The sequence below is a fragment of the Chryseobacterium sp. MIQD13 genome (assembly GCF_050496705.1).
Taxonomy (GTDB): domain Bacteria; phylum Bacteroidota; class Bacteroidia; order Flavobacteriales; family Weeksellaceae; genus Chryseobacterium.
On record NZ_JBNWAF010000002.1, the window covers coordinates 577,569 to 600,886 of the forward strand.

13 protein-coding genes are annotated in these 23,318 nt (G+C 35.4%); 1 reads left to right on the forward strand and 12 read right to left on the reverse strand.

Annotated features, from left to right (window positions below; translation table 11 throughout):
* Window positions 1-555: 555 nt before the first annotated feature.
* From ACQWU4_RS09645 to ACQWU4_RS09655, 3 genes are read right to left on the reverse strand one after another with little or no spacing between them, the layout of a single operon-like run.
* Window positions 556-1,068 (reverse strand): hypothetical protein, encoded by a 513-nt coding sequence (locus tag ACQWU4_RS09645; RefSeq protein ID WP_429935553.1) that lies wholly within the window; start codon window positions 1,066-1,068, stop codon window positions 556-558.
* A complete protein-coding gene (locus tag ACQWU4_RS09650; protein WP_429935554.1) occupies window positions 1,055-11,422 on the reverse strand; it encodes a SpvB/TcaC N-terminal domain-containing protein in 10,368 nt (3,455 codons plus the stop codon). The genes ACQWU4_RS09645 and ACQWU4_RS09650 overlap by 14 nt, the downstream gene beginning before the upstream one ends.
* 10 nt (window positions 11,423-11,432) lie before the next feature.
* Entirely contained in the window at window positions 11,433-12,806 is a 1,374-nt protein-coding gene (locus ACQWU4_RS09655; protein ID WP_429935555.1) for a T9SS type A sorting domain-containing protein, read from the reverse strand.
* Between the two features lie 472 nt (window positions 12,807-13,278).
* Here ACQWU4_RS09655 and ACQWU4_RS09660 point away from each other — a divergent pair, with 472 nt between their 5' ends.
* Window positions 13,279-13,659 carry a group III truncated hemoglobin gene (locus ACQWU4_RS09660; protein WP_429935556.1) on the forward strand — a complete coding sequence of 127 codons (381 nt, stop codon included), beginning with the start codon at window positions 13,279-13,281 and terminating at the stop codon, window positions 13,657-13,659.
* A gap of 48 nt (window positions 13,660-13,707) precedes the next feature.
* Here the strand turns inward: ACQWU4_RS09660 and ACQWU4_RS09665 are convergent, their stop codons facing one another.
* The 9 genes from ACQWU4_RS09665 to hflX all read right to left on the reverse strand — a co-directional run bounded on the left by ACQWU4_RS09665 (window position 13,708) and on the right by hflX (window position 23,181).
* On the reverse strand, window positions 13,708-14,778 hold the full coding sequence (locus ACQWU4_RS09665) for a calcium:proton antiporter (RefSeq protein ID WP_429935557.1): 1,071 nt from the start codon (window positions 14,776-14,778) through the stop codon (window positions 13,708-13,710).
* A 66-nt stretch (window positions 14,779-14,844) separates the two neighbouring features.
* Window positions 14,845-15,183, reverse strand: coding sequence for a DUF6122 family protein (locus ACQWU4_RS09670; protein ID WP_429935558.1), 339 nt, complete (start codon window positions 15,181-15,183; stop codon window positions 14,845-14,847).
* A 26-nt stretch (window positions 15,184-15,209) separates the two neighbouring features.
* On the reverse strand, window positions 15,210-16,448 hold the full coding sequence (locus ACQWU4_RS09675; RefSeq protein ID WP_429935559.1) for a hypothetical protein: 1,239 nt from the start codon (window positions 16,446-16,448) through the stop codon (window positions 15,210-15,212).
* Entirely contained in the window at window positions 16,449-18,470 is a 2,022-nt protein-coding gene (locus tag ACQWU4_RS09680) for a hypothetical protein (protein ID WP_429935560.1), read from the reverse strand.
* Window positions 18,471-18,486: 16 nt separating this feature from the next.
* On the reverse strand, window positions 18,487-19,155 hold the full coding sequence (locus ACQWU4_RS09685) for a hypothetical protein (RefSeq protein WP_429935561.1): 669 nt from the start codon (window positions 19,153-19,155) through the stop codon (window positions 18,487-18,489).
* Window positions 19,156-19,244: 89 nt separating this feature from the next.
* Entirely contained in the window at window positions 19,245-19,964 is a 720-nt protein-coding gene (locus ACQWU4_RS09690) for a DNA alkylation repair protein (protein ID WP_429935562.1), read from the reverse strand.
* Window positions 19,965-20,017: 53 nt separating this feature from the next.
* On the reverse strand, window positions 20,018-21,304 hold the full coding sequence (locus tag ACQWU4_RS09695) for a cation:proton antiporter (protein WP_429935563.1): 1,287 nt from the start codon (window positions 21,302-21,304) through the stop codon (window positions 20,018-20,020).
* Between the two features lie 21 nt (window positions 21,305-21,325).
* The gene (locus ACQWU4_RS09700) at window positions 21,326-21,955 is read right to left on the reverse strand and encodes a DUF4919 domain-containing protein (protein ID WP_429935564.1); all 630 of its coding nucleotides are present in this window, start codon (window positions 21,953-21,955) and stop codon (window positions 21,326-21,328) included.
* Window positions 21,955-23,181 carry a GTPase HflX gene (hflX, locus tag ACQWU4_RS09705; protein ID WP_429935565.1) on the reverse strand — a complete coding sequence of 409 codons (1,227 nt, stop codon included), beginning with the start codon at window positions 23,179-23,181 and terminating at the stop codon, window positions 21,955-21,957. The genes ACQWU4_RS09700 and hflX overlap by 1 nt, the downstream gene beginning before the upstream one ends.
* Window positions 23,182-23,318: the final 137 nt, after the last annotated feature.

Below are 23,318 nucleotides of genomic sequence, written 5' to 3' on the forward strand. Positions count from 1 at the left end.
TACTTAATTTTTAATAATCTTATGTTGAACTTTTTCCTATTTTCAAAGGTAAATTCTACGAAATAACTTCCCTAAATTAATTTATTCATACTTATTGAAGTGATTTTTTTGTCCTGCATAGATTGACATTAAATAATTTTAAATTAATGAAAAACAATATTAGCATTCAGTTTGTCCATTTAAAAGAAGTTATCTTTCAAAATTTATGAAATACAAAAGAATTGAATTTATAAAAAGTTAAAAGCCAGCTGATTTTACCATGACATACCCAATTATTTATTTTCTGTTTCAGAATCATATTTCTCTTAAATGTAACTATGTATAAACCACAAAAGCCAACTAAAAAGTTGGCTTTTGCTTATAGGTAATGGGTTATAAATGTATGAAGTAAAACTATTTTATTTTTACATTTGAATTCTTCTAAACAGTAGTACATTACAATAAAAAACAAGGATCAGAACACGCTTTGAAAATTTATAATTTTTTCGCTCCTTAAATAATTTTAATCGTTTTAGTTATGTTTAAGATAACTACCATTGATACAACAAAATAGTACTAATTACTTTTTAACAATAAAATTTCTATATGTACTAACTCTTTTAAAGCAACATTTTTATCTATAATTTTTATGACCGGACCGCTTGATATAAGCATTGAGTCTTTTGTCATAAACTTAATGGCATAATTTCCATTCAATGAATCTAGTGATTTGAAATTAAATAGATTAGCATTAACTTTCAATCTTTCCCCAACAAGTATCTTTGATTTTTGTTCTACAAAACCCTTATCATTTAACAATAATCTTTCAAAATTGACTTTTCTAACTGCTGTATCTCTCTTCTTTAGACTTATAATGCTTATATTTTGCAAATTCCATATTCCATCATTATATTTAACTATATCGTTTTTTGTAGGTTTAGAAATAAAAATATATTCAACATTATGCACACTCTTATTATTCTTTTTCTCATTCTTCTCCTTTTTGTCTTTACAAGACACCCCAATCAGAGTACATAAAAAAAACATAAACAGAGGGCTCAATTTAGTAAGTAACTTATTTTGATTCATATTTTTTCTTATTGAATTTTACACTTTTTCTATTATCCGGGGATAGTAGCGTTGCACTTCTGGTTTTAGAATATTCACTACCATATTTTGCATTTTTTTTCAGTATTTTCGAAAGTGTCCCTTTTACTGCTTCGCCATTCCAATAGCTTTCCCATAAAACTTCTCCTTTTTTATTTTTTCCAACGGCTTCAATTATATGACCTCCCTCTTCCAATGTTTCCATTTTTCCTGTTTTACTAGAATACATTTCAACTTTTATATTCCAAACCAGAATATCTCCAACATCATATTTAGTATTCCCATTTATTTCTTTTGTGTGATATCCTGTATGATCTAAAAAGTTAATAACTTCTTTTGGTGTTGCATTCACAGCAAAAAATCCATTTGTAAGAACATAGCCATAGCAGTTAGTTGTATACATACTCTCCGCATAATTATTTTGACCTTTATCAATAGGAAAATATTCTGTAAATTTTCCTCTTTCTACCAAATCGTAATAATATCCATAATTATGTTGCAACCCAAGGGAAACCTTACCATCGAATGAAGTCAGAGTACCATATCTACCAGCAACATGATCTACATATGAATCGCCAAGATTTATGTGCGTATTACTATCAAATTTCTTTGTCCATCTCAAAGTTCCAAAAGTTCCCCTAGGACCTGGACCTATTGCAGGTTCTCTTCCATCTGGATCAATATATTTAATAGGATTATCAAAGGTATAAACATATGGTGACCATGAAGGATAATCCTCCGCCAATGGATCCACGCCATACCAAATACTCAGTCTTGGATTGTAGTATCTAGCTCCATAATAATAAAGACCTGTTTCGCTGTCTAATTCTTTCGCATTAAACTTATATGGATTAGCGTAGGCTGTTGGTTCCTGCTGCTCCACCATAGTTTCCCCGAAAGGTAAATTTAAGAAAAATTGTGTAGGCTCGGCATATTCGTTGGTAACATAGGTTGCTGTACCTAAGTGGTCACTATGTAGGTAATAAATACCGCTCACAGGTGCAGGTGCTCTGGCAAATTCCTTCTCTACTTCTATTTTTTCGTAGCCTGCTTTTGATAGGTAGTTTTTAAAATCATTTTCGGCAACTGATTGTTGATTTTTAGGATCAGAAGCTTCTTTACTTTTCACAGATGATGCCTGTCTATTGTTAAACATTCCACCTACATCTTTAATATTACTTGCTATACGCTGATCCCCTGCAAAATAATGTTTGGTAAGCAATCCATCTGAAGTGTATACAGCATAAGGATTAGGATACACCTTGAAGTTATCAAACACCAACCCATTATTTACCATTTCACCGTTCTGATACAGTTCTGCATCATTCTTCAAATTAGCTTTGATGGTACGTTCGCCTTTATCATCGTAAACATAATATTGGAATGATCCTATTTCCGGTGTATGAATAGCCCTCAACCTGTCCTGCTCATCCCAATAAAAACTAGTAGGACCTGTCTGTATAGTCTCTTGGCTGATCACATTTCCATTGCCATCATATTTAAAATATTCTCCATTTCCAGTATAAGCATCTGTAACTTTATCTACCATATGAGTCCCTTTAACATAAGTATACATGTTTTCATACGTGTTACTTGTATTGACTATTCCATCCTGTTCATGATGCTGTCTCTTTGTACTGATTCCACTACTCATATTATAAGATAGGGCAGTTTCATACGTCGCATTTATACTACCTACAACCGGGGTAGGTGGTAAACCGTCTTTTCTCCCCGGCTCAGCATTACCTGAAGAACTCACAAGCCTGTTAAGAGTATCATATCTATATCGAAGACCATAATTCCCTCCAAAACCGGTATTGGTTGTCTGGCTTATATTTTCGATTCCCGTAATATTACTGGCATAATCGTAACTGTAAGCTCCGTCTAATAATATATTACTGTTCGCATCAAGAAGAACATGGTTTTGCAGCCTCCTCATAGCCGGTTCATAAGTAAAGCTGGAGGATGTTTCATTACCGAACACAATATTCGTACGCTGCTCATAATGATCATATTTAATGGATTTTACATACTCGTAACCCGAATCATTGGATATTTTTTTCAGATTTCCTCCTAAATCGTATTCGTACTGTACTTTTTCATTATCAGGATAATTGATAGTTCGGATCCTGTTCCAGTTATCATATTCGTAAGATGTATCAAATTTCAAATTCGGCATATAAAAACCATAGATATAGCGAATTTCATTGACCATCTCTCCCATTTTGCCATACTCGTAAAGGCTTGTCCCTGTGCCGTCTTGTTTTTCTATAATTCTACCGATATTGTTTCCTGAAATACCATAAGTATATGATACATTAGCTGGATTTGTACCTGATGGTATATCCGGTAAATCGATATTAGTAAGTCTGTTGTAATAATATTTATAGTGAATCGGAATACCTCCATTATTGTTAAGGTTGTTGTTCAAAACATAGGTAAGCTGTCCTGCTTTGCTATAAGTATATGCAGTTTCACCACGGTCCGGATGTGTCTGAGTTAATCTCCTGCCACCCATATCATAACTGAAATTGGTTTCCAACCCTTCAGGATCCGTAACATTCATGATTTCTCCTATTTGGCTATATGAGAAAAATGTACTTAAAACCTGTCCCGGCAAATGGTTTCTGGTTTCTACAGTTTTTCCTTCTGCATTGGCAAAAATTTCTGTTTTGATCTGATCCGACGCATTCTGCATTTGGGTAGTTTCAGTTTTGAATCTTCCACTTTCTATAAAAAATCTGTTGTCAACAGAATTTCCGTCTTCATCAGTAGAAGAAACATTCCTGTCTTTATAATCATAACCTGCAGAAGTATGATATTGAGCAACAGTAAGACTAAGCTTATTATTTAGTACGGCATCTTTATTTTCGAATAACGGATGATATTGCAGAACCGTCCTTCCTAAATTATCGTTAATTACTCTTCCTGATACTGTCATTTTTTCCTCATCATCAATCTCAATATCTTTTTTCACCTGAATTACTTTACCTGTAACATCGGCAAAGGAAATAGTTTCAATATCATTACCAGGATGATACGGATCAAGATGTGATGTTTTGGCTGTGAAAAGATATATTTTGTTACCGTTACTAAGAGTTACCGGCGTATCAAAGTAATGATACATAATGGTATTAACCTGCGACTGCCAGTCATTTGGGCTAACTATTCTAAGTGGTCTTCCATATCCGTCATGCTCATAACTCATCTTATTGCCTGTAATATCAGTAGATTCTAAAACCGTATCCTTAAGAGGATCATACGTAGCATAAGAAGACAGGTTAAAAATAGGATCCTTTACCTGAATTACATATTTACCCATTGGGTCATAAAAATATTCCAGTTCATGTCTTTCATTATATTCATTAGGCGGATACTTAATTGTTTTAATATTTCCAAAAAGCTCATACGTAATGTCTGTTTCAGCAATTTCCCCTGAATTAAGCCAAATTTTAAACTTAGAAATATCTCCTGTGTTTAAATTTGTAATCTCCGTTGAACGTTTACGCAGAGGATTTACAGATCCCGTTCCTGGATAAACCGTGATAATGCTTGGTATATTGAGGATGTTATTATTGAGATTGGTATGATAAGATATCACACTATTATAACTCGCGGACGGACTTGTGTATTGGTATTTGGTAAGCTGCCCCTTGCTATTATAAAATAACTGGCTTTGTGTAGAAATCGAGTTTCCGTTTTCATAGGTTGTTTTTGTAGTGCCGGATAATAATACACGACCCATTTTTTTACCTTCTGTACCGCCTACGTCATAAGTTTCAAACTGAGTTGAAGACAACTCTACCAAGTCGCTCATAGAAGAATTAAACTGATAAAGTTTATAGCTGTTGACAGAAGTTGACAGGATGTTTGATGTCCCTGTTCCTCCATAAGTTTCTACTGATTTTAATAAGCCACGAATAAAATAATTCTGGTTATAAAAGTTTTGAACGGTTGTACGATAGATGGTTGAATTATCTGACATTTCGTACGTCTTAACTTTTCCAAATCCATATTTTTCACGTTCTCTTCTATCATATCTGGAATTTTCATAATCAAACCGGTTGATCATATCTTTACCGCTTGTACTCTGTGTATAAGTACCAGAGAAGGCATCAGGATTCGGTATGGTTACTTCAGACATCACTAGCTTTGCCTGTGGGTCATTATAGGATGGTGTAGAATACTTATAATCAATGGTAAAAGCGCTGCCTAGGTTTGATGGAGCATCACCACCATAGGATTCGGCATAGGATACTTTTTTAAGTTTATTAGTTTTACCGATCTGGGAATAATGTATTCTCAAACCATTATTAGTATTGACTACAAGGTCAGGCAGACCGTCACCATTCACATCTCTCAGCCCTTTATTGATTTCAGATACAGATAATCCTACGTTTGCAGAAAGATCTGCCCCGAAAGGTTTTACGTATAAAATGGGAATACCAAAGATGACAATACAAGGTATATTAATATAATATCCTCCGTTTAAGTTTGCATACCCACTGTGTGTTTTTGATTCTTCCGCAAGGCTGGCATTTAAACTCACAGGGCTGGCAAAGCGGTTACCTAAGTTATATTTCACACTGGTTTGTCCGGTATTTTCATCTACCTGAACTATATCTACCAGACCGTCTCCATTTACATCCAGGAAAGATCTTTTTGATGTAGCAGTAGAGGATCCTCCTCCAACTCCTCCGGAAATGGCTATTCCCAATTCAACGCCCTGAACAGCATCAATAACAGAGTTTATACCCCCACCGATTCCAAAAGATGAAGAATATACAGGCTTGGATACAGGCTCTTCAAATCCTGCAAAAGCTCCTGTTGATCCAGGAATACTTCCATTTACCAATCCGGTTCCAAAGTTTAGTTTGTAATTACTTCCTTCTATCTTATCAGGAAGTCCATCCCCGTTAATATCCATCCAATATTCTGATGTTTTATTGTAGGAATTCGGATAATTGGATGTCCCCACACTCATAGACCAAGAAACAGAGGTGTCTCCTGTGGCATTAGTATCACTATTATTAGTCTGTCTTCCTACTGACTTACTTCCTGAAGGACCAAATGCTATAGATTTGGTGTTCATAAAATCCTCCGTTCTTGTAATTACTTTATCTGCTCCCTCTATACCGGTCTGAGCACCCTTCAAACCACCCAGAATGCTGGTTTGCTGAGATTGGGTCCTGTACAACATATCAGGATAGTTATCACCATTCACATCAAAGAAGTCCTGAGTCTGGATATTACCGATATTTCTGAGTTCTGAAGTTGAGTTTGTAAAGCTGAGACCGATACCGATTCCTGCATTTTTTGTTTTTGACTTACTTTTCTGTTTTTTAGAAATAGCAAACATTCTTGTATTAGGATTATTGGCCACTTCAATATCATCTTCATCAGTATCACTGTCTAAAAATGGTGAGGTTGGTGTTTCATCATCTCTAAAGCTTCCAATTTTTGAATATTGCTCATGAAACATCTGGTTAATCCATTTATGTTCTCTTACTTTTTCGGTTTTAAATGGATTTAGCGGCGTGAAAGGAGACGCTGCTCCAAATAACTGGTTATTGGCATAATTGTTTTGAAACTGGTTTGCAAGCTGGTCTCCCACACATTCTCCATATTGCTGAGAGTTGGTAATCCCAGCACAAGCTGGAAAGTTTAAATCAAACTGGAAAGGATTTTCAAGCGTTGCATCATTAATTAATGCACCATACTGATCTTTCGGCGTATTTGGATTCGTTGTATATGCCGGTGCGGTACTTCCGCTAGGTCCTGTTGGGATAATAATACAGTCATTTTCCTTTCGGGGCTCGCAACCAGGTGTCAAAGGAGGCTGTTGATTAGTGCTACCCGGAGCAGCAACAATATCTTTAGCTTCATTATAAAGGAATTGCCCCCAGTTGTGATAAACAGCGCTTACCCCGTTATACTCACCTGTGTTGATTGATGTCTCGGTGGTATGATTTAAAAGAGAACTGCCTGACTGATTGTAAATATTAAAGATATTCTCATTCAGCTGCAGTTTAAGCGCTTCATACGCAAGCCTGTCTTTATTCGTATCACAGAAAATTAAGATATTCAGCTTTTCGTGGTCATCAATTATACCAGCTGTAGGATCTCCATGATAAAAAGGTATCGGATCGTTACCATTAATAGGATTATAGTCTATTGTATATTCTTTTAAGGTACCATTGGATATTTCTACAATTCTTTTATCAAGAAAAAGACCTTTTTGCTTGATTACGTACATAAATCTGCCTGGGACAGAAGGGTTGAAGCTAAAGTTCTTATTGATGGATATTGAATATTCATCATTACCACTCGGTAAATTATTCAGGGTGGAAATATCAAATTTATTTTTCAGGTCTCTGATATGATAAGATGGATATTGAGCTACAGCATAATGTCTGTGAGAAGCATTAGGGTATCCTTCAACCAAAATATCGTTCCACTCAATTTCTTTGTTGATGTGGGAGTCGGTTTCCACTAAAAATTTCAGATGCCATGCTTCACCTGGCGCACTAAGAGCAGGAACAGAATAATTAAGATCCACCGGTGAAACCGTTACAGGCTGTCCGGGAGAAGGACCAACTGTTTCTTCATAAATAACGTTGGTAACTGTCTGCTGATTCTGTGCCACACTGGTATCTTCCTTAATGAGAACGATTGAATATTTTACTCTGTCGGATAGTGTAGATATGGTAAACTCCGGAATTGTGATGCGGATATCTGCCTGTTCCGTAAATTTAAGTGACTTCGTCAGGTTGTTCAAAAGGAACTTATCATTATAATTGGTTTGGTTCGGCATATAGCCATCCTGTTCCTCAACAAACTCATCATGTAGTTGGTTTCCAACATTATCAGTATAAGTAACTACAGGATTGGTATTTACAATATAATTTGTTCCGGATTTTTTATGCAGTCTGAAATACACTTTTTCACCGGATTTTACATAAATCCTGGAAGAATTGCTTACGCCCAATGGAGTTCCCGGATAACTGTCATACTGGCGTATCGAAATACTTTGATTGGAGGTGTTAATGAGTTCCTTTAAATATAACCTACAATTTTTTGATACCGTATTCGGGTTCTTAATCTCTATCGAATAAACGGCTCTTGCAGAAGGATCCTGACCGAGATCAATAGCTATTTCATCTGAAATTTCTATAAATCCGTTTTTAGGGGCAATCCAGACTTTAACTACATCATTCTTTGGTTTTACAGGATCAATGTCATCGGGATCTTCAGGTTCTGTATAAGGCTGAGGATCATTATCGGTGATGACCATATTTTCAGTTAAATCACTAGTAATTACCATTTCCTGAGCATTTCCGTTTCTTCGGTTAAACCATACTTTATCATCTTTAATGACATCCGGCAGTCCGTCGGAATTGGCATCCATCATATAAATAGGAGTTTCATTTTCACTTTCAGAATTAATATATGAAAAATCGAATCCTATTTTAAACCAGTTAAATACCACACTACCTCCCAAATTCCATGTTGTACCTGTTGAATGTGAAAAGTTACTGTTCAGGTTTCCTACTGATTGTTGCTGACTGTTGAATACCAGCTGGCCATTGTTGTCAATGCTTCCGGGAATCAATTTGATGCCATTATCGCCATTTCTTTTGCGATATAGAATATCTGCAATTCCATCACCATTGAAATCTACCAGCTCCTGCCCTCTTTTCATACGGGGATATGAAGCACCTCCGAACAGGGAGAGCATAAAGTTTTTTACACCTCCCAATTGTGGTCTGAATAATGCCAAACCACCTCCGGTTCTTAGGGACCATCCCCATTCAAAATTATTGTCAGCACTTATTTTGGAAGGGGTTGTTATAGAACTTACCACATCAGAGAAAGCATCAGTTCCTGGAGTTACTACATTGGTTGCGGTTCCGAAGACCGTCCCATTGTCATAATATTCAAAATTATAATCAAATGATGCACCATCGGTCCTTGGATTAATTACCTTCAATTTCATTTTACTCAGAAGACTTTTCTGGAATATCCCGGTATTATAAGTGAATAGGTAAGACCGTATGTTTTGCTGCTGATTATTCGCGTTCTTAAAATCAACATTTATTTTTGAGAGTAAATAAGGTTCAATTCTTTTAAGAATACCTTTAGTATTAATTTGTTTATCCTGTCTTGGCGTATCATTAAAAAATGTTATAATATAAGGTCCTTTCTGACCATTCCTTCCCGAGTAAAAGATTTTATCAATATGGAATACCCACCCTGCATTAAGGTTCTGGTCATCTCCTGTAAAGTTGTTAATTGACTGATTTTTATATTCATAGATCATGTTATTTCCGTGAACATCCTCTATCTTCCATACTCCCCATTGGATAATGTTTCCATTTGTATTTTTCAGCACAGCATTGGGAACAAGGGTTGTCTGATCGCCGCCGTAATAGGTTTTTGTCCCGTTTGTAGAAGTAATAATCCAGCGGTAATCTGTAGTTCCTGTTCCAAACCTCTCAATTTTAGTAAAATCATGGTTTTTTCTTAAATAGAATGTTTTCGCCCCGGATCCGTTCCTTGTCTGCCGTGAAGTGTCAAATGTACCATTTGTATTCACTTTATTATGCCTGTGAGGAAGATAACCCTCAGGATATGCTAACATTTCTCCATCCAATGAGTATAATTCGGTTTCCTGGCCAGCTGTAAAGGTTGGAGTCCCCCATCTTGTATCTACTGATATTGATGATAACCCTCCGATATTCCAGCCTTCTCCCATCCAGCCGTTTCCGCTGCCACTGCTGTAGGTTACAGATAACGAGGGCTGCATCCCTGAAGTCCCCGCCGGCAACATTAACGGATAATTGATGTTGGCATCTCCTGTCTGGCTTGCTGCAGGAGCTTCCATTAAGGGAGCACTTACCGGATTTGCAGCTTTCAGACCACTGATCGTGGTTGGTGTAAAGGAATTCAACTGTGGTGATTCCGGAGCTGAAATAATACCATTGATATAATCGCCGTCTCCGTTACCCTCAAATGTCACCGTCTTATTCTTCTGGTCTACATTTGCTGTTTCTACAGCTTTCCATTGTCTTCTATTATAATCAAATGAAAAAACCTTGATCTCTTTTGGAGAAAAGAGACCTAATTTTTTTTCGTCATAAGGAATTGTAATCTTAATTTTTTTGTTCAGCTTTCCTGAAATTATTGAAAAACGATAAGCTGAGTTATTCGGGGTGATATTTTTAAGACCGCTTGAAGTGGAAGGAATATCTTTTTCTCTTAATTTTAAAATTTCAATATTCGCTGCTTCAGAGGATTCTTTTTCTATTTTTAAATTTAAATCTTCATATTGAATATCAAATTCTTTGTCATTGGAAACAGCGATCCTTTTGGAATTAAAATAGTTATTATTTAAAGTTTTAAATGATTTTATATCTGCAGGAATCTTATATGATTGAGTAATTCCGTTAGTTGTTACCGAAAAATTACCGTTTAGTTTATCTTTTTCTGATAACTGAATGATTTTTTCAAACTCCCCATTTGTAATAGTAACATGATCATTATTTATACTTAAATCCTGTAATTGCCTGTTAATTCCTTTCACATATAACTTGTCACCTGAAAGAATAGAATTAACAACTAAATCATTAGATGTCCCTCTGTTCTTTTCAAAAACAACTTTCAGATTTTTGATTTTGTATTTTACCCCTGCGGCAGGTGATGTAAATAATACAGTGTTTGTACCATTTTTGATAAGTTCTGAACTTAATTCTTCTTTCTGATGGCTCCAGGCTGCCTGAGGCACAATAATTTCACCACCGATTGCCAGATTGTGATTCAGTGATCTTGGTACCGACTGATGCGAGGCCAAACCATACAAATCATATTCCAGATAAACATGGGTGTTTTCTTTATTCAGATTAGGAATATCAATCGTAAAGAAGTTATCTGAAATTCTGTCCTCTTCCTGATCTGAAAATACTCCAACCGTTCCTTCTTTTTCTTTAGCAGAATAAGAACTCATTATATCTGAAGGCTTTGTTTCTGAACCTAATTCCATATCAGATTCATGATTTAAATTTAGCCCTCCAGAATAAGCATTAGCATCAGACTCTAATGAATGTTGATTTAAATTATTTATATCAGATTTCTCTTCAGATAAAATCTCATTTGAAGATGTAATTGGCTGATCTATATCTTTTTTATCCGTCAGCTTACTCACCAGATCTTTTTTCCATTCTCTTACTTTATATCTGTCTTCTTTCGTAAAACTGGCGAAAACAAACATAGTTGCAAAAAAACATACCAGCAGCGCCGACTTCTTTGTAAAAGGAAGTTTTAATGATTTTAGTTTCATGATTTGGTTTTTAGTTGACGATTAATTTGAATGTTTTGATAACTTTTCCGTTCTGTGTAAGACTGATCAGGTAAGAACTCTGAATGTCAAGCGAACTGCTGTATGATCTTGAATGATGGTCTATTTTCTCTAATTTAACCAGTCGTCCTCCACCATCATAAATAGCAATAGATAAGTTTTCCATTTCAGGAAATTTTACGGTAAAGCTTTGCCCTTTTTTAACAGGATTAGGATAAAGAACAATTTGATCTAAGTCTAAAGAAATTTGATTTTCATTAATTGAGGATGAACCTGATCCGTTCTGACCATTGCCATTTGTATCCCTTAAAGGACTTACTGCAAATGTAAAATGACTGAAAACCTCCCCTCCTTTTTCTTTATAGAAATCTACCTTACTGAAATCTACATAGTTTTCATTTTCAACGCCTTGTATTTTTGTAATTTCTCCTGCAGAGTTTTTCAGAAATATCCAATAGGCAGTAGGAACTGAATCGGGATTAATAACCTTTTTAACCACTCTTACTTTATAATCTGATTTCGGAATAGTAGATCCTATAAAATTAATTTCCCAGTTTCTTTCGAGAACTTTAAAGTTTCCCTCCGGCTTCATTGTCATTTCTTTATTGTCATCAGACCACATCACAAAATTATTATGATCAAAAAGACTTGTGTTCTCTACATTTGTCTTTTTGATATCCGTTTTTCCGATGGTTAAGAATTGATCTTCCTGATTGGACGACTGTTTCTGATACAGCTCATTTCCGTCATCCCGTCCCAGACCGGTAGGCCTATATTTAAATTCTTTATGTTTTTCAGGATCCCAGATAACTTTTTCATCACTGCTGTAATACTTCCCTTTTTCTAAAGAAATTCCGTACTTGATCGAGAGATAAGAATGGATTTTATTAAGGTCCATTTTCTTCGCTTTTCTTGGAATGAAGATCATTTCATAAAGATTGCGGTCCTCAAGTTTTATTTTAATGCTGTCAGCTTTCCCATCCTTCTTTTCAGCAGTACTTGTAAAAGTAAAAATACTTGGTCTTTTACGTATTTTTATACTCCCATTCTTTTCGTATACATTATTACTGAGGGATATCTTCCGTACTTCATTGTCCCAGATTTTTTCATCCTCTTTAGAAGTATGAACCAAACTTAAGGTATGGCTCTTATTCCTACTATATCTAATATATTTTTTCAGAAACCTATCTTTAATTCCATAATGGAAATTGAGAATATTTTCATTCTTTGAAACATTGGCTTCCCGAGGTGTTGGATTTGACTTTTCCCAGATCTGAACATCAGATCCGACCAATTGTGAATAGGCATTCATTGAATATAACAGCACCAGTAAAGCTGCTATTTTATGGCATAAAGATTTTGACATAATAACTGAAATTATGTGAAACATTAGAAAAAAGAAAATGGGGGATTTACAATCTTTAGTTTAAAATTGTAACAGTAGTTTTTGAGAAACTATGATTCCAGGTCTTGAAGAAATAATTTTGTTTTCATGGTTAGTTTGTTTTGTGGTTTTTATGGTAGTTTATGTTTCAAAAATATAAAAAAAAACAACATATCATAAAAAAAATATAAAAAATATTAACAATTGGTGATAAGTTTTAAAAGAAAAGCCAACAAACCCTCATTAATACGATTATTGATCATAAGTATATAAATTATAATAACGTCAAATACAAGCTATCGTTTTGGTATTTAAGCCGTGACAAGAAAATTTTTATCAAAAAATTACACTCAAAACACAGATCAATTATATCATATACAATTAAATTTCCGATTATGAAATATATCAATCCGCTGCATGAATTTTTAATTTGAATTTGCAGTACATTTGATCTATGAAAAAATTGGAATCAAGAGAGGATATTGAGCTTCTTGTCAATTCATTTTACGCGAAAGTCGTTAAAGATGAGACCATTGGTTTTTTCTTTAATGACGTTGCCAAAGTTGACTGGGATAAACATCTTCCGAAAATGTATTCATTCTGGGAATCTATTCTGTTTGGGCAAATGAGCTACAAAGGAAATCCTATGGGTGTTCATTTTCCCATCAATGAAATTCAGGCAATGGAACAAAAACATTTTGACTGTTGGCTTGAACTCTGGAAAACTACGATTGAAGAAAATTTTGTCGGAGAAAATGCTGATATGGCGATTTATAAATCAGAAAATATTGCCAAGCTGATGGCTTTTAAAATGGAGCTGGCGAGGAGACTTTAAGATTTAGGATTATAGATTTTAAATTATAGAAACAGACTTCTAATCTCTTTAAGGAACAATTACAGTAAAGATGTAAGCAGCCAGGTTTACCAATAAAACGGTTCCATATAGAACATTTGTTTTTCCACGGCTTAAAGAAAGCATGACAATAAATACAGACAGGGACAGAAGGATAATATCTTTTTTATCAAGTCCCAATACTAGTGGAATATTATATACAATACATACGGTAGACACTGCAGGAATGGTAAGCCCGATACTCGCTAAGGCAGATCCCAGTGCAAGATTTAAGCTGGACTGTATCTGATTGCTTCTTGCTGCACGTATCGCCGCAACTCCTTCGGGAAGAAGCACAACGGCTGCAATAATTACCCCTACCAAAGATTTCGGAGCGCCTATACTCTGTACCATATTTTCAATAGTTCCGGAAAGTCCTTTAGCCATCAACACTACAATAATGAGGCAGATTACCAGAAAGCCAAAACTTATCAGTGTTTTTTTCAGAGAAGGAATATAATGTTCTTCAGGATGTTCATCAGGTACAATAAAATAACTTCTGTGACGTACAGTCTGGACCATCAGAAAAACCCCATAGATCACAAGGCAGGCAATGGAAATAAAAATAAGCTGTGCCTCATTATAGAAAGGACCGTTCACACTTGAAGTAAAATTGGGAAGGACGAGGGTAAGGACAAGAATGGAAACAATACTTACCAGATAGGTAGTGGCAGAAGTCCTTGCAAAGAATTGTTCATGGTACTTTACGCCACCAACGAGGATACAGATCCCCAAAATTCCGTTAAGAATAAGCATTACGGCAGCAAAAACAGTGTCTCTGGCCAGCGTGATCGCCTGATCTCCGCCGGCTACCATCAGTGAGATGATAAGCGCAACTTCAATAATAGTGATACAAAGTGCCAGAATAATAGTCCCGAAAGGCTCCCCTACTTTATGAGCAACTACTTCTGCGTGATGTACTGCAGATAAGACACTTCCGGTGAGCAGAAGACCTGCGATAATATCATAGAAGACTCCTGTTCCCATCAGTCCGGAAAAATAATACCCCACAGCCAGAACAGGGAAAATATACGTATAATGTAAAAGTTCTTTTAATCTCATAAAGTGTCTACAAAATACAAAAAATCTATGAAATTTGAAATATCAAAAGAAAATATTAATAATATTTTAATGGATCCACAGGTTAAAATCAAGAAAATCCGTCAGCATATGAAACAAAAGTCCTATGGCCACAATTCTGATATTTCCTTTAAAAAAGAGCAGCAAAAAATACACCGCAATGGCATAATAGGAATGAAAAATGTGAAAACCAATACTATTCCTTGACGGATCAAAAACAGGATTGGCAAAAAGATGGTCCAGGTCTACAAGCATAGTGGCCAGCATAATGAAATATGCTTTTTTCCAGTCTTTACGAAAAAAGATCAGGGCAATGAAAACCGGAAAAACCAAGTGTAAAAAATAATGGGTGAATGTCTTCAGTAAAGCAATATCAGATGGATTCATTATTATAATTCTTTAGAATTGAGGATTCACCACCTTAAAATTAAAGGCAGCGTGCTCTTCTTAGCTTTAATCTTCATCCAATAGTTTTGTGCTTTATTTCCGTAAAATATATAGTCTATGTCAGACAGCAATTTTTTCTCTGTAGCCGTTAACGTGCTCAGGGAAGATAGCAGCAATGGACTGTTTCTGAAAAAAATATAGTTTTCTTTAAGTTTTGGGGATTGCACAATTGATTTTCTGGTAGATTTCACAATAAACCCTCCATCATTTCTATCTATGTGATTAGGCTGAAAAGGAATACCTATAAACTGATCCTGCGCATTGATCCATTTTTTATGCTGAAAATAATCCCATGTTTTTCCGGGATTTTGACTTTGAAGATCAATCACATAGTTGGGCTGAATGATTTTCTGATAGGTCTTTTTCTCAATTTCATTAAAATTATCATCATATTCATAGCTGATAATGGTATCATTTACCTGTTCAAGATCAGCGGTTGCCTTAAAATAATTGATCTGAGCCGAATCTCTAATACTTTTATTGAACAAAGAGGCGAAATGCTTTATATTTTCCGTATCCAGTTCTGCGTCTAAAAAGTAATTCTTCTGCTGCTGCCCGGAAACAATTGAGGTGAAATCTTCGGATTCCGGAGTATTTTTTATTTCAATTTCATCAGCTTTTAATTCAATGGAAAAGTTCTGAATTTTCTTTCCTGAAATAAAGGAAATACTGCCTAAAGAATTGCTGATAAACTGATCTGCATCCAGAGTCTTTTTTTCGAAAGATTGAAAAAGCTTATCTATATTTTCAAAAGCTGAAGCTGAGGTTCCCACAATGCAGTTTTCACCCTCTATTTTAATGAAAATCTGATCTTTCTGAAATGTATTTTTTCCTTTGCTGACAAATTGATTATTCTTCAAAAAAGCGGAGAATTTCTGTAGGTCTTTCAATTCAACTACCGTGTACCATTCTGAAAATTTAGTGTCTTTAAGATGGAAAATCTGTAAGAAATCCGGAATTCGGATTCCCGAGTCTTTTAATGAAACCGTTTTCTTGTCTTTCTTTTTTTTACTGTCTGACCACTTTGCAGGATGAGTGATCAGATTTGAAATATATTGTCTCGTTAATTTTTTCATATCGATTAAAACGACTGCATCTGCATTTTCAGGAACAAACTTTAATGTTTTGCTTTTATAAAAAAATACAAAATAGAACGCTGCCGCGACCAGAAAAATTAACGGGACAATAAGTTTCTTTTTATTCATTTACAGTATTTGGGGCTTTTTATCCTCTTCTTTTATTTTAAAAATCTCATCGAACAGGTCAAAGAAGTACATTAAACTGTTTTCCGAAGAATTTTTAATGTTGTAATCTATTTCCGTTTCTACACTTTCTCCCTTCACTTCTGTTTTGTAATACATTTCACCTACATTTTTTCTGAACAGATCCAGCGTTTTTCTTTCGGAAGGAGTCTTAAATTCTTTCTCCAGACCGATTATAAGTTTCTGGACATCCAGTCTTCCGGACAAAGGATATTTAGATGAATCTTTTGCCCATTGTTTAGAAATATCAGATTGTCCCTGTGGAATAAGATTCTCGGTAGCGCTTGTAAGGTAAACAATGCCGTCTTTTACAACGAAATACAGCTGATCCATATATCCATCCCCTTTTTCATCTTTAAAAGAGTAAATATTTCCGTTTTTTGAGAATTTCTTAGCCAAATGTTTATTGGTAGATAACACGTTGAAAATACGGTTCCAGTAGCCTTCATTTTCTGTTGCAAAAGCAAATGTAAAATTAGGAACGGCTACATCTTTGGTTTTCTTCACTTCTTTTTCATTATAATCATCATCATATTCGTAATCGGTGTAATCTACTTTTTTAGACTTTAATTCATTCAGAACAAAAATTCCGTTTCCGGGAGCAATTTTTGTGATGGCTTCTTCATCCAGAACAATTTTCATGGTTTCCATCACCAGCTCCATTTCTTTTTTATATTCCCCGTCTTCTGTGTCCTGAAGCAGATCATACATCATATCAAAAGTTTTTGCCCCATTCAGATTCATTACATAATAACCGATGCTTTTTTCATTGATAAGCTCTGCCAGTTTTTTGTTCTTTCTGCCTTTATAAACAGACGAAATCGTTTTCTGGATTCCCGGATTTTTATGCTGATAATTATTGACCAGCTTTACTTTGTCTTTGTCAAAATACAGATTGTAGTATGAATTTGAATCGTATGCATTTTTAAAGAACTGCCCGAACTGAAAACGTCTCATCATTTTACCGTAAATTCCGTCATTCATCATTCTTCCGTAATCTGTGTAAACATAAGCATCAGAATTCGGGTCTCTGAAAGCAAGCATAGCTTTCGGCACTTCAATTTCTAAATTTGAACTGAAATATTGATCAAAATGGTTTTCTGCAATCTTTTTTACAATTTTGAAGTTTTCAATGTTCATGGAATCCAGTTCTTTCTGATAGGCCGTATCTACCTCCGCTTCTGCATATTCCTCCTCATGTGGGTAGACTTCTTCCTGACCGTCAGAATGCTGGGTGTCTACGTTTTCCTTCGGGTATTTATGGTTTTTTTCAAGATATTTGATATCTTTCTGAATTCTGGTAATTTCCTTATTATTTTCCCGGATATTATCTTTCAGATATTTAATTTCTTCTTTAAGGCTGATGATTTCTTCCTTGTAATCAAAAGGCTTTTCCGGTTCAATGGCATAGGCACTATCCACAACTACCGCAGCACTGTCTGCTACTGCCGCTACAGCACTATCTGCCTCAGCATCCCAATCTATCGCTTTAAAGGGCTTGTGATAATTTACCATACTTAAAACAGCACGGTTATCATTCCAGGCCACAAACATATTATCGTCAAAATCTACATAGGAATAATTCTTTTTTATGGAAATCTCCAGTCCTTTTTTCTTGGCAGAATTGATGAATTCCTGGAATTTCTCTTTATTATCTACAATAAAATGAGTGGTATACGTCTGTATCGAATCATTAAAACTGGCATAATGGTATTGGATAGCATCATATTTAATTCCCGTTTTAGAATAATCGGTCCACGAAGATTTTTCTTTGCTTTTTTTATTTAATTCGTGCAATAAAGGATTAAGCTTCTCCCAGTTAATTTTCTGATTAAGCTGTTTCCCGTTGATTTCCATATAAAATACGGCATCAGTAGGAAGCTGCATGCTTTTTTGTGCAAATGCAGACATAAAACTAAAAAGTACGAAAATAATCGTTTGTGTTTTTAAGAATAAAGATTTCATGGTTAAGTGTTAGAATTTATTGAAATAATATTGTGTTTTGTAATTGTTTCTTCTGAAAAATCAGGTCTAAAATATCCGCTTCCAGCTTTACAGCTTTTTTATTCGGAGCCAATACATAAGAACTGTTGGTCTGAGATTTTACCGTATTTTCAAACTGCATGATTGATGTGTATCTGGCATTGTTAAAGATTTCTTTATCTGCCTTTCCCATTTTGTCGTAATCCGCTTTAAAAGTATTGACCTTGTTTCTTGTAAATGATTTTTTTTCAAGACTCTGGCTATAAATCTGTGTGGGAATCATTTTGCCGAGGATATTTTTAGCTTTCAGCTGTTCCAGTCCGGCATTAATATTTTCAATCTTTTTGAAATTACAGCTTAGTTTAATGATGTAATTATCAAAATCCATCGACGTTTTTACGTTGCTGATTCCCGGAGTTCCTTTAAAAATTCTGGCTGCTTCATTGATTTTGTTTTCAATTTCAGCCTTTTTAGGAACTTTTTTTCCGTTAATCGTCTCCATTTTAGAGATAGAAGCCAGTCGTGTTTTACTTTTACTGGCGTTAAGGATAATCGTATATTCTCCTGTTCCGTCAGTTTTTACATTTACTTTATCTAAAATATCAAAACAGCTTGTCAGCAATAATAATGGAAAAAGCAGCAAGAACAGCTTCAGAATATTTTTCATATTTTGAGTTTTAAAAAAGACAAAATTACTTAATTTCAACCTTAAATACTTTACATTTTAAGGGATTTGAAGGGAAAAAACCTCTTTTTTTAAATTCTTCCCTTCAAATAATCCTGTCTTACATCTTCATCAAGTTTTTCGATGGCATATCTCAGGCTGGTTCTCGGCATTTCCTGATAATGTTTATTCAGAAAGCTTATCAGCTCCGTTTCATTTTTCTCACCCATTTCCCGGAGCAGCCATCCGTTTGCTTTATGCATCAGATCATGAGTATGTTTCAGGTTTTTAATTACGAATTCTTTGGTAAGCTCATAAGATCCCTTTTTCACATAATGCATGGTCCCGACTACAGCAATCCTTTTATGCCACATTTCTTCAGAATCTGAAAGGTTTCTCAGAATTTCTTCTTTCCCGTTTTCAAAAGCATATCTGCCCAAAATTTTATAACAGCTTGAGTCTACCAGATCCCAGTTATTGACATACGGAAGATGATCCAGATAAAACTGAATGATTTCCTCTTTTACAGCCTTGTCCTTTGTTTTTTCAAACTTGGAGATCAGCATGAAAAGCGCAGTAAGTCTGTGTTCGTGGTATTTTGAAGACAATAAGACGCTCAGTTCCTGCAGGCTTATTTTTGAGTAATATTCTTTAGCTACAGATCTCTGATCGGGAACTTTTACGCCCAAAAACAAATCTCCTTCGCCATATTCTCCTTTCCCTGTTTTGAAAAATCTGGGGAAAAACTCAGCTTTTTCAGGAATGGACAAAACGGCCAGTGCTTCCTGTATTTCTTTGATAATATTGTTCATACAGATGTGTTATTTTATGAAATTTAATTAATTCGGATCAGTTACAGGAATTTTTAAACATGTTCATCTGCAACAATACCCTCCTGCTCCTCTTCTTCTTTCGCAATCGCCTTCGGATTGGCGACCTTCGCAATGGTAAGCCCCTGAACAATAATAGAGAAAACCACGACACAGTAGGTGATACTTAAGATAATTTCACTGTATTCACTTTTTGGAATAGACATGGCCAATGCTATTGAAACTCCTCCACGGATTCCTCCCCAGACCAGAACTTTTACCGTTTGCGGACTAAATCTTGTTCTTAGGGACATAAATTTTGTTGGCACCCAGATCGAAATAAAACGGGCAATTAAAACCACAGCAATTGCCAAAAGACCAGGAACCATAAAATGCTTTAAGTCTTTGATCATCAATAGCTCAAATCCGATAAACAGGAATAAAACGGCATTGAGAATTTCATCAATAAGTTCCCAGAATTTAATAAGATAATCCTGAGTAACGGACTTCATTTTGAACCTGACATTGAAATTACCCATGAATAACCCTGCAGCAACCATCGTCAATGGCCCTGAAATATGCATCTGCCTTGCAATAAGATATCCTCCCATTACTACGGAAAGTGTTACCAGAACGGAAATAATATAATCATCCACTTCTCGCATCAGCCTGGAAGTTATCCAACCTAATAAAACACCAAGCAGAATTCCCCCGCCTGCTTCTTTCATCAGAAGCAATCCTATATTTTCAATCCCCAGATCTACCTCTTTTCCAATAGCCAGCTGCAGAACAACAGTAAATACCACTACAGCCATACCGTCATTGAAAAGGGATTCTCCGGCTACTTTTGTTTCCAGCGATTTGGAAACATTGGCCTGTTTCAGGATACTCAAAACGGCAACCGGATCAGTAGGCGAAATAAGAGCTCCAAAAACGAGACAGTAGATAAATGGCAGATGAATTCCTAAAAAAGGCAGCAAATAAAACATCCCGAATCCCACCACAAATGTGGAAATCACAACTCCGGCGGTTGAAAATATCAGTACCGGCCGGAACTGTTCTTTGAGATCGTTGATATTGATATGTATCCCTCCTGCAAAGAGAAGGAAGTTAAGCATTGCGCCCATCAGAACTTCCGTAAAGTCGATACTGTTCATTAACTTGTTAAGATGCCCAAAAGTTCTCGGAAGCACAGTTTCACCAAACATTACCAGAAAAATGGAAACCACAATGGCAATAACCATTATCCCAATCGTGCTCGGAAGTTTCAGAAATCTGTAATTAAGATAGGCAAAAATTGATGCTAGTACTATTAAGGCTGAAAATGAATAATATAACTCCACTAAGTGTTTTTTTAATTAATTTTATAGGTCTAAATAAATTATTTTGATATACAGTTTATGCCCATCCTTTTCCCAGATGTCAAACATTCCGTCTTTGGCTGTTCTTGATCCTCTCACATAATCTTTCCCGATATTCAGGATATTGAGAAGAATGTATTCATCTCCTACAGAATTTACCAGATAGGCTGTTTTTTCAGAAATTCCGTCTCCGGAACTTTTAATCCCTTCAGTAAGTGAACGGAACTGGTTCAGATGATGCATGAAATTGTTTCCGTCTTTCTGAGAATCATAAGCCCTGAGAAGGATAAGAAGAACATCCAGATTGGTAGGATCTTTATCATAAAGAATTTTGCCCAACTTGATACATTCTTCAAAATTCCCCTGTTTAAAAACATCTGCAAGTCCTTTGAAACCCTCATCAAGTGTTGAAACCTTATCATTTCTGAAGTTTCTTCCATAATAAAGGTATTGAGCCTCAATACTGTCCAGAGATTTTGGATATCCTTTATATTTAAAAATCAGCTTCTCATAATTGTAAGGAGAATCCGGATTTTTAAGACTTTTCTCTATATTTTTTAAATCGATCTTTGATTTCTGGCTGAATCCAAAAATCGAAAATAAAACCAATAACAGGAAAAAGTGATATTTCATTAATCGTTGTTTTCTTCTTCCTCATCGTTATCAAAGTACTCGAAAAGGAAGTCATTGTATGGGAATCTGGAAATATGAATTTTCATAACCTCATCATAGATCATTTTCTTCATTTCCGGGAAATTTTCCTTCGTTAAGGCAGAAATAAAAACAGTCGGATATTTGGATTTACCCATCCAGGTTTTTTTCCACTCCTCCAGAGAGATGTTCTTTTTTGTAGACGGGGTAAGATCATCATCATCTTTTTTATCATAACTGAAATCATCAATTTTATTAAAAACCATGATCATCGGTTTCTGATGAGCATTAATTTCCATTAATGTCTGATTAACAGATTCTACCTGATCTTCAAAGCTTTCATGAGAAATATCTACCACATGAATAAGCAGATCCGCTTCACGAACCTCATCCAGCGTAGATTTGAAAGACTCTACAAGCTGTGTCGGAAGTTTTCTGATGAATCCTACGGTATCGGTAAGCAGAAACGGTAAATTTCCAATAACCACTTTTCTTACGGTGGTATCCAGTGTTGCAAATAATTTATTTTCAGCAAAAACCTCAGACTTGGAAAGCGCATTCATCAGGGTGGATTTTCCAACGTTGGTATAGCCCACCAAAGCAGCACGTACTACTTTTCCACGGTTATTACGTTGGGTAGCCATCTGTTTATCAATGGTTTTCAGTTTATCTTTTAACAGGGAAATTCTGTCACGGATAATACGACGGTCAGTTTCAATCTCTGTTTCCCCCGGTCCTCTCATCCCGATTCCCCCTTTCTGACGCTCAAGGTGAGTCCACATTCTTGTCAGACGAGGCAAAAGATACTGATACTGTGCCAGTTCTACCTGAGTTCTCGCGTAAGAGGTCTGTGCTCTCTGTGCAAAAATATCAAGGATAAGGTTGGTTCTGTCCAGAATCTTTACTTCTATTTCTCTTTCAAGGTTTTTAAGCTGGGAAGGAGATAATTCATCATCGAAAATAATGGTTCCTATTTCGTTTTCCTTTACGTATTCTTTTATTTCCTGTGCTTTTCCGCTTCCGATAAATGTTTTAGAATCCGGCTGAGTTAATTTCTGAGTAAATCTTTTTTGAACCGTTGCGCCTGCTGTAAAAGCTAAAAACTCAAGTTCATCCATATATTCCGTAAGCTTATCCTCATCCTGATTCTGGGTAATAACACCCACCAAAACTGCTTGTTCGTAATTATGTTGTTTCTTATCTAGCATTAATTTCTGTCTATGTTTGTGATTTTCACAAGATACCAATTTTCATGAAAAAAAACAAAATCATTTTTTAATCTTCCTTAGATTTTAATGTTAATTTAAGTTTACATTACTATTCATTTCTAAAAAATTAATACCTT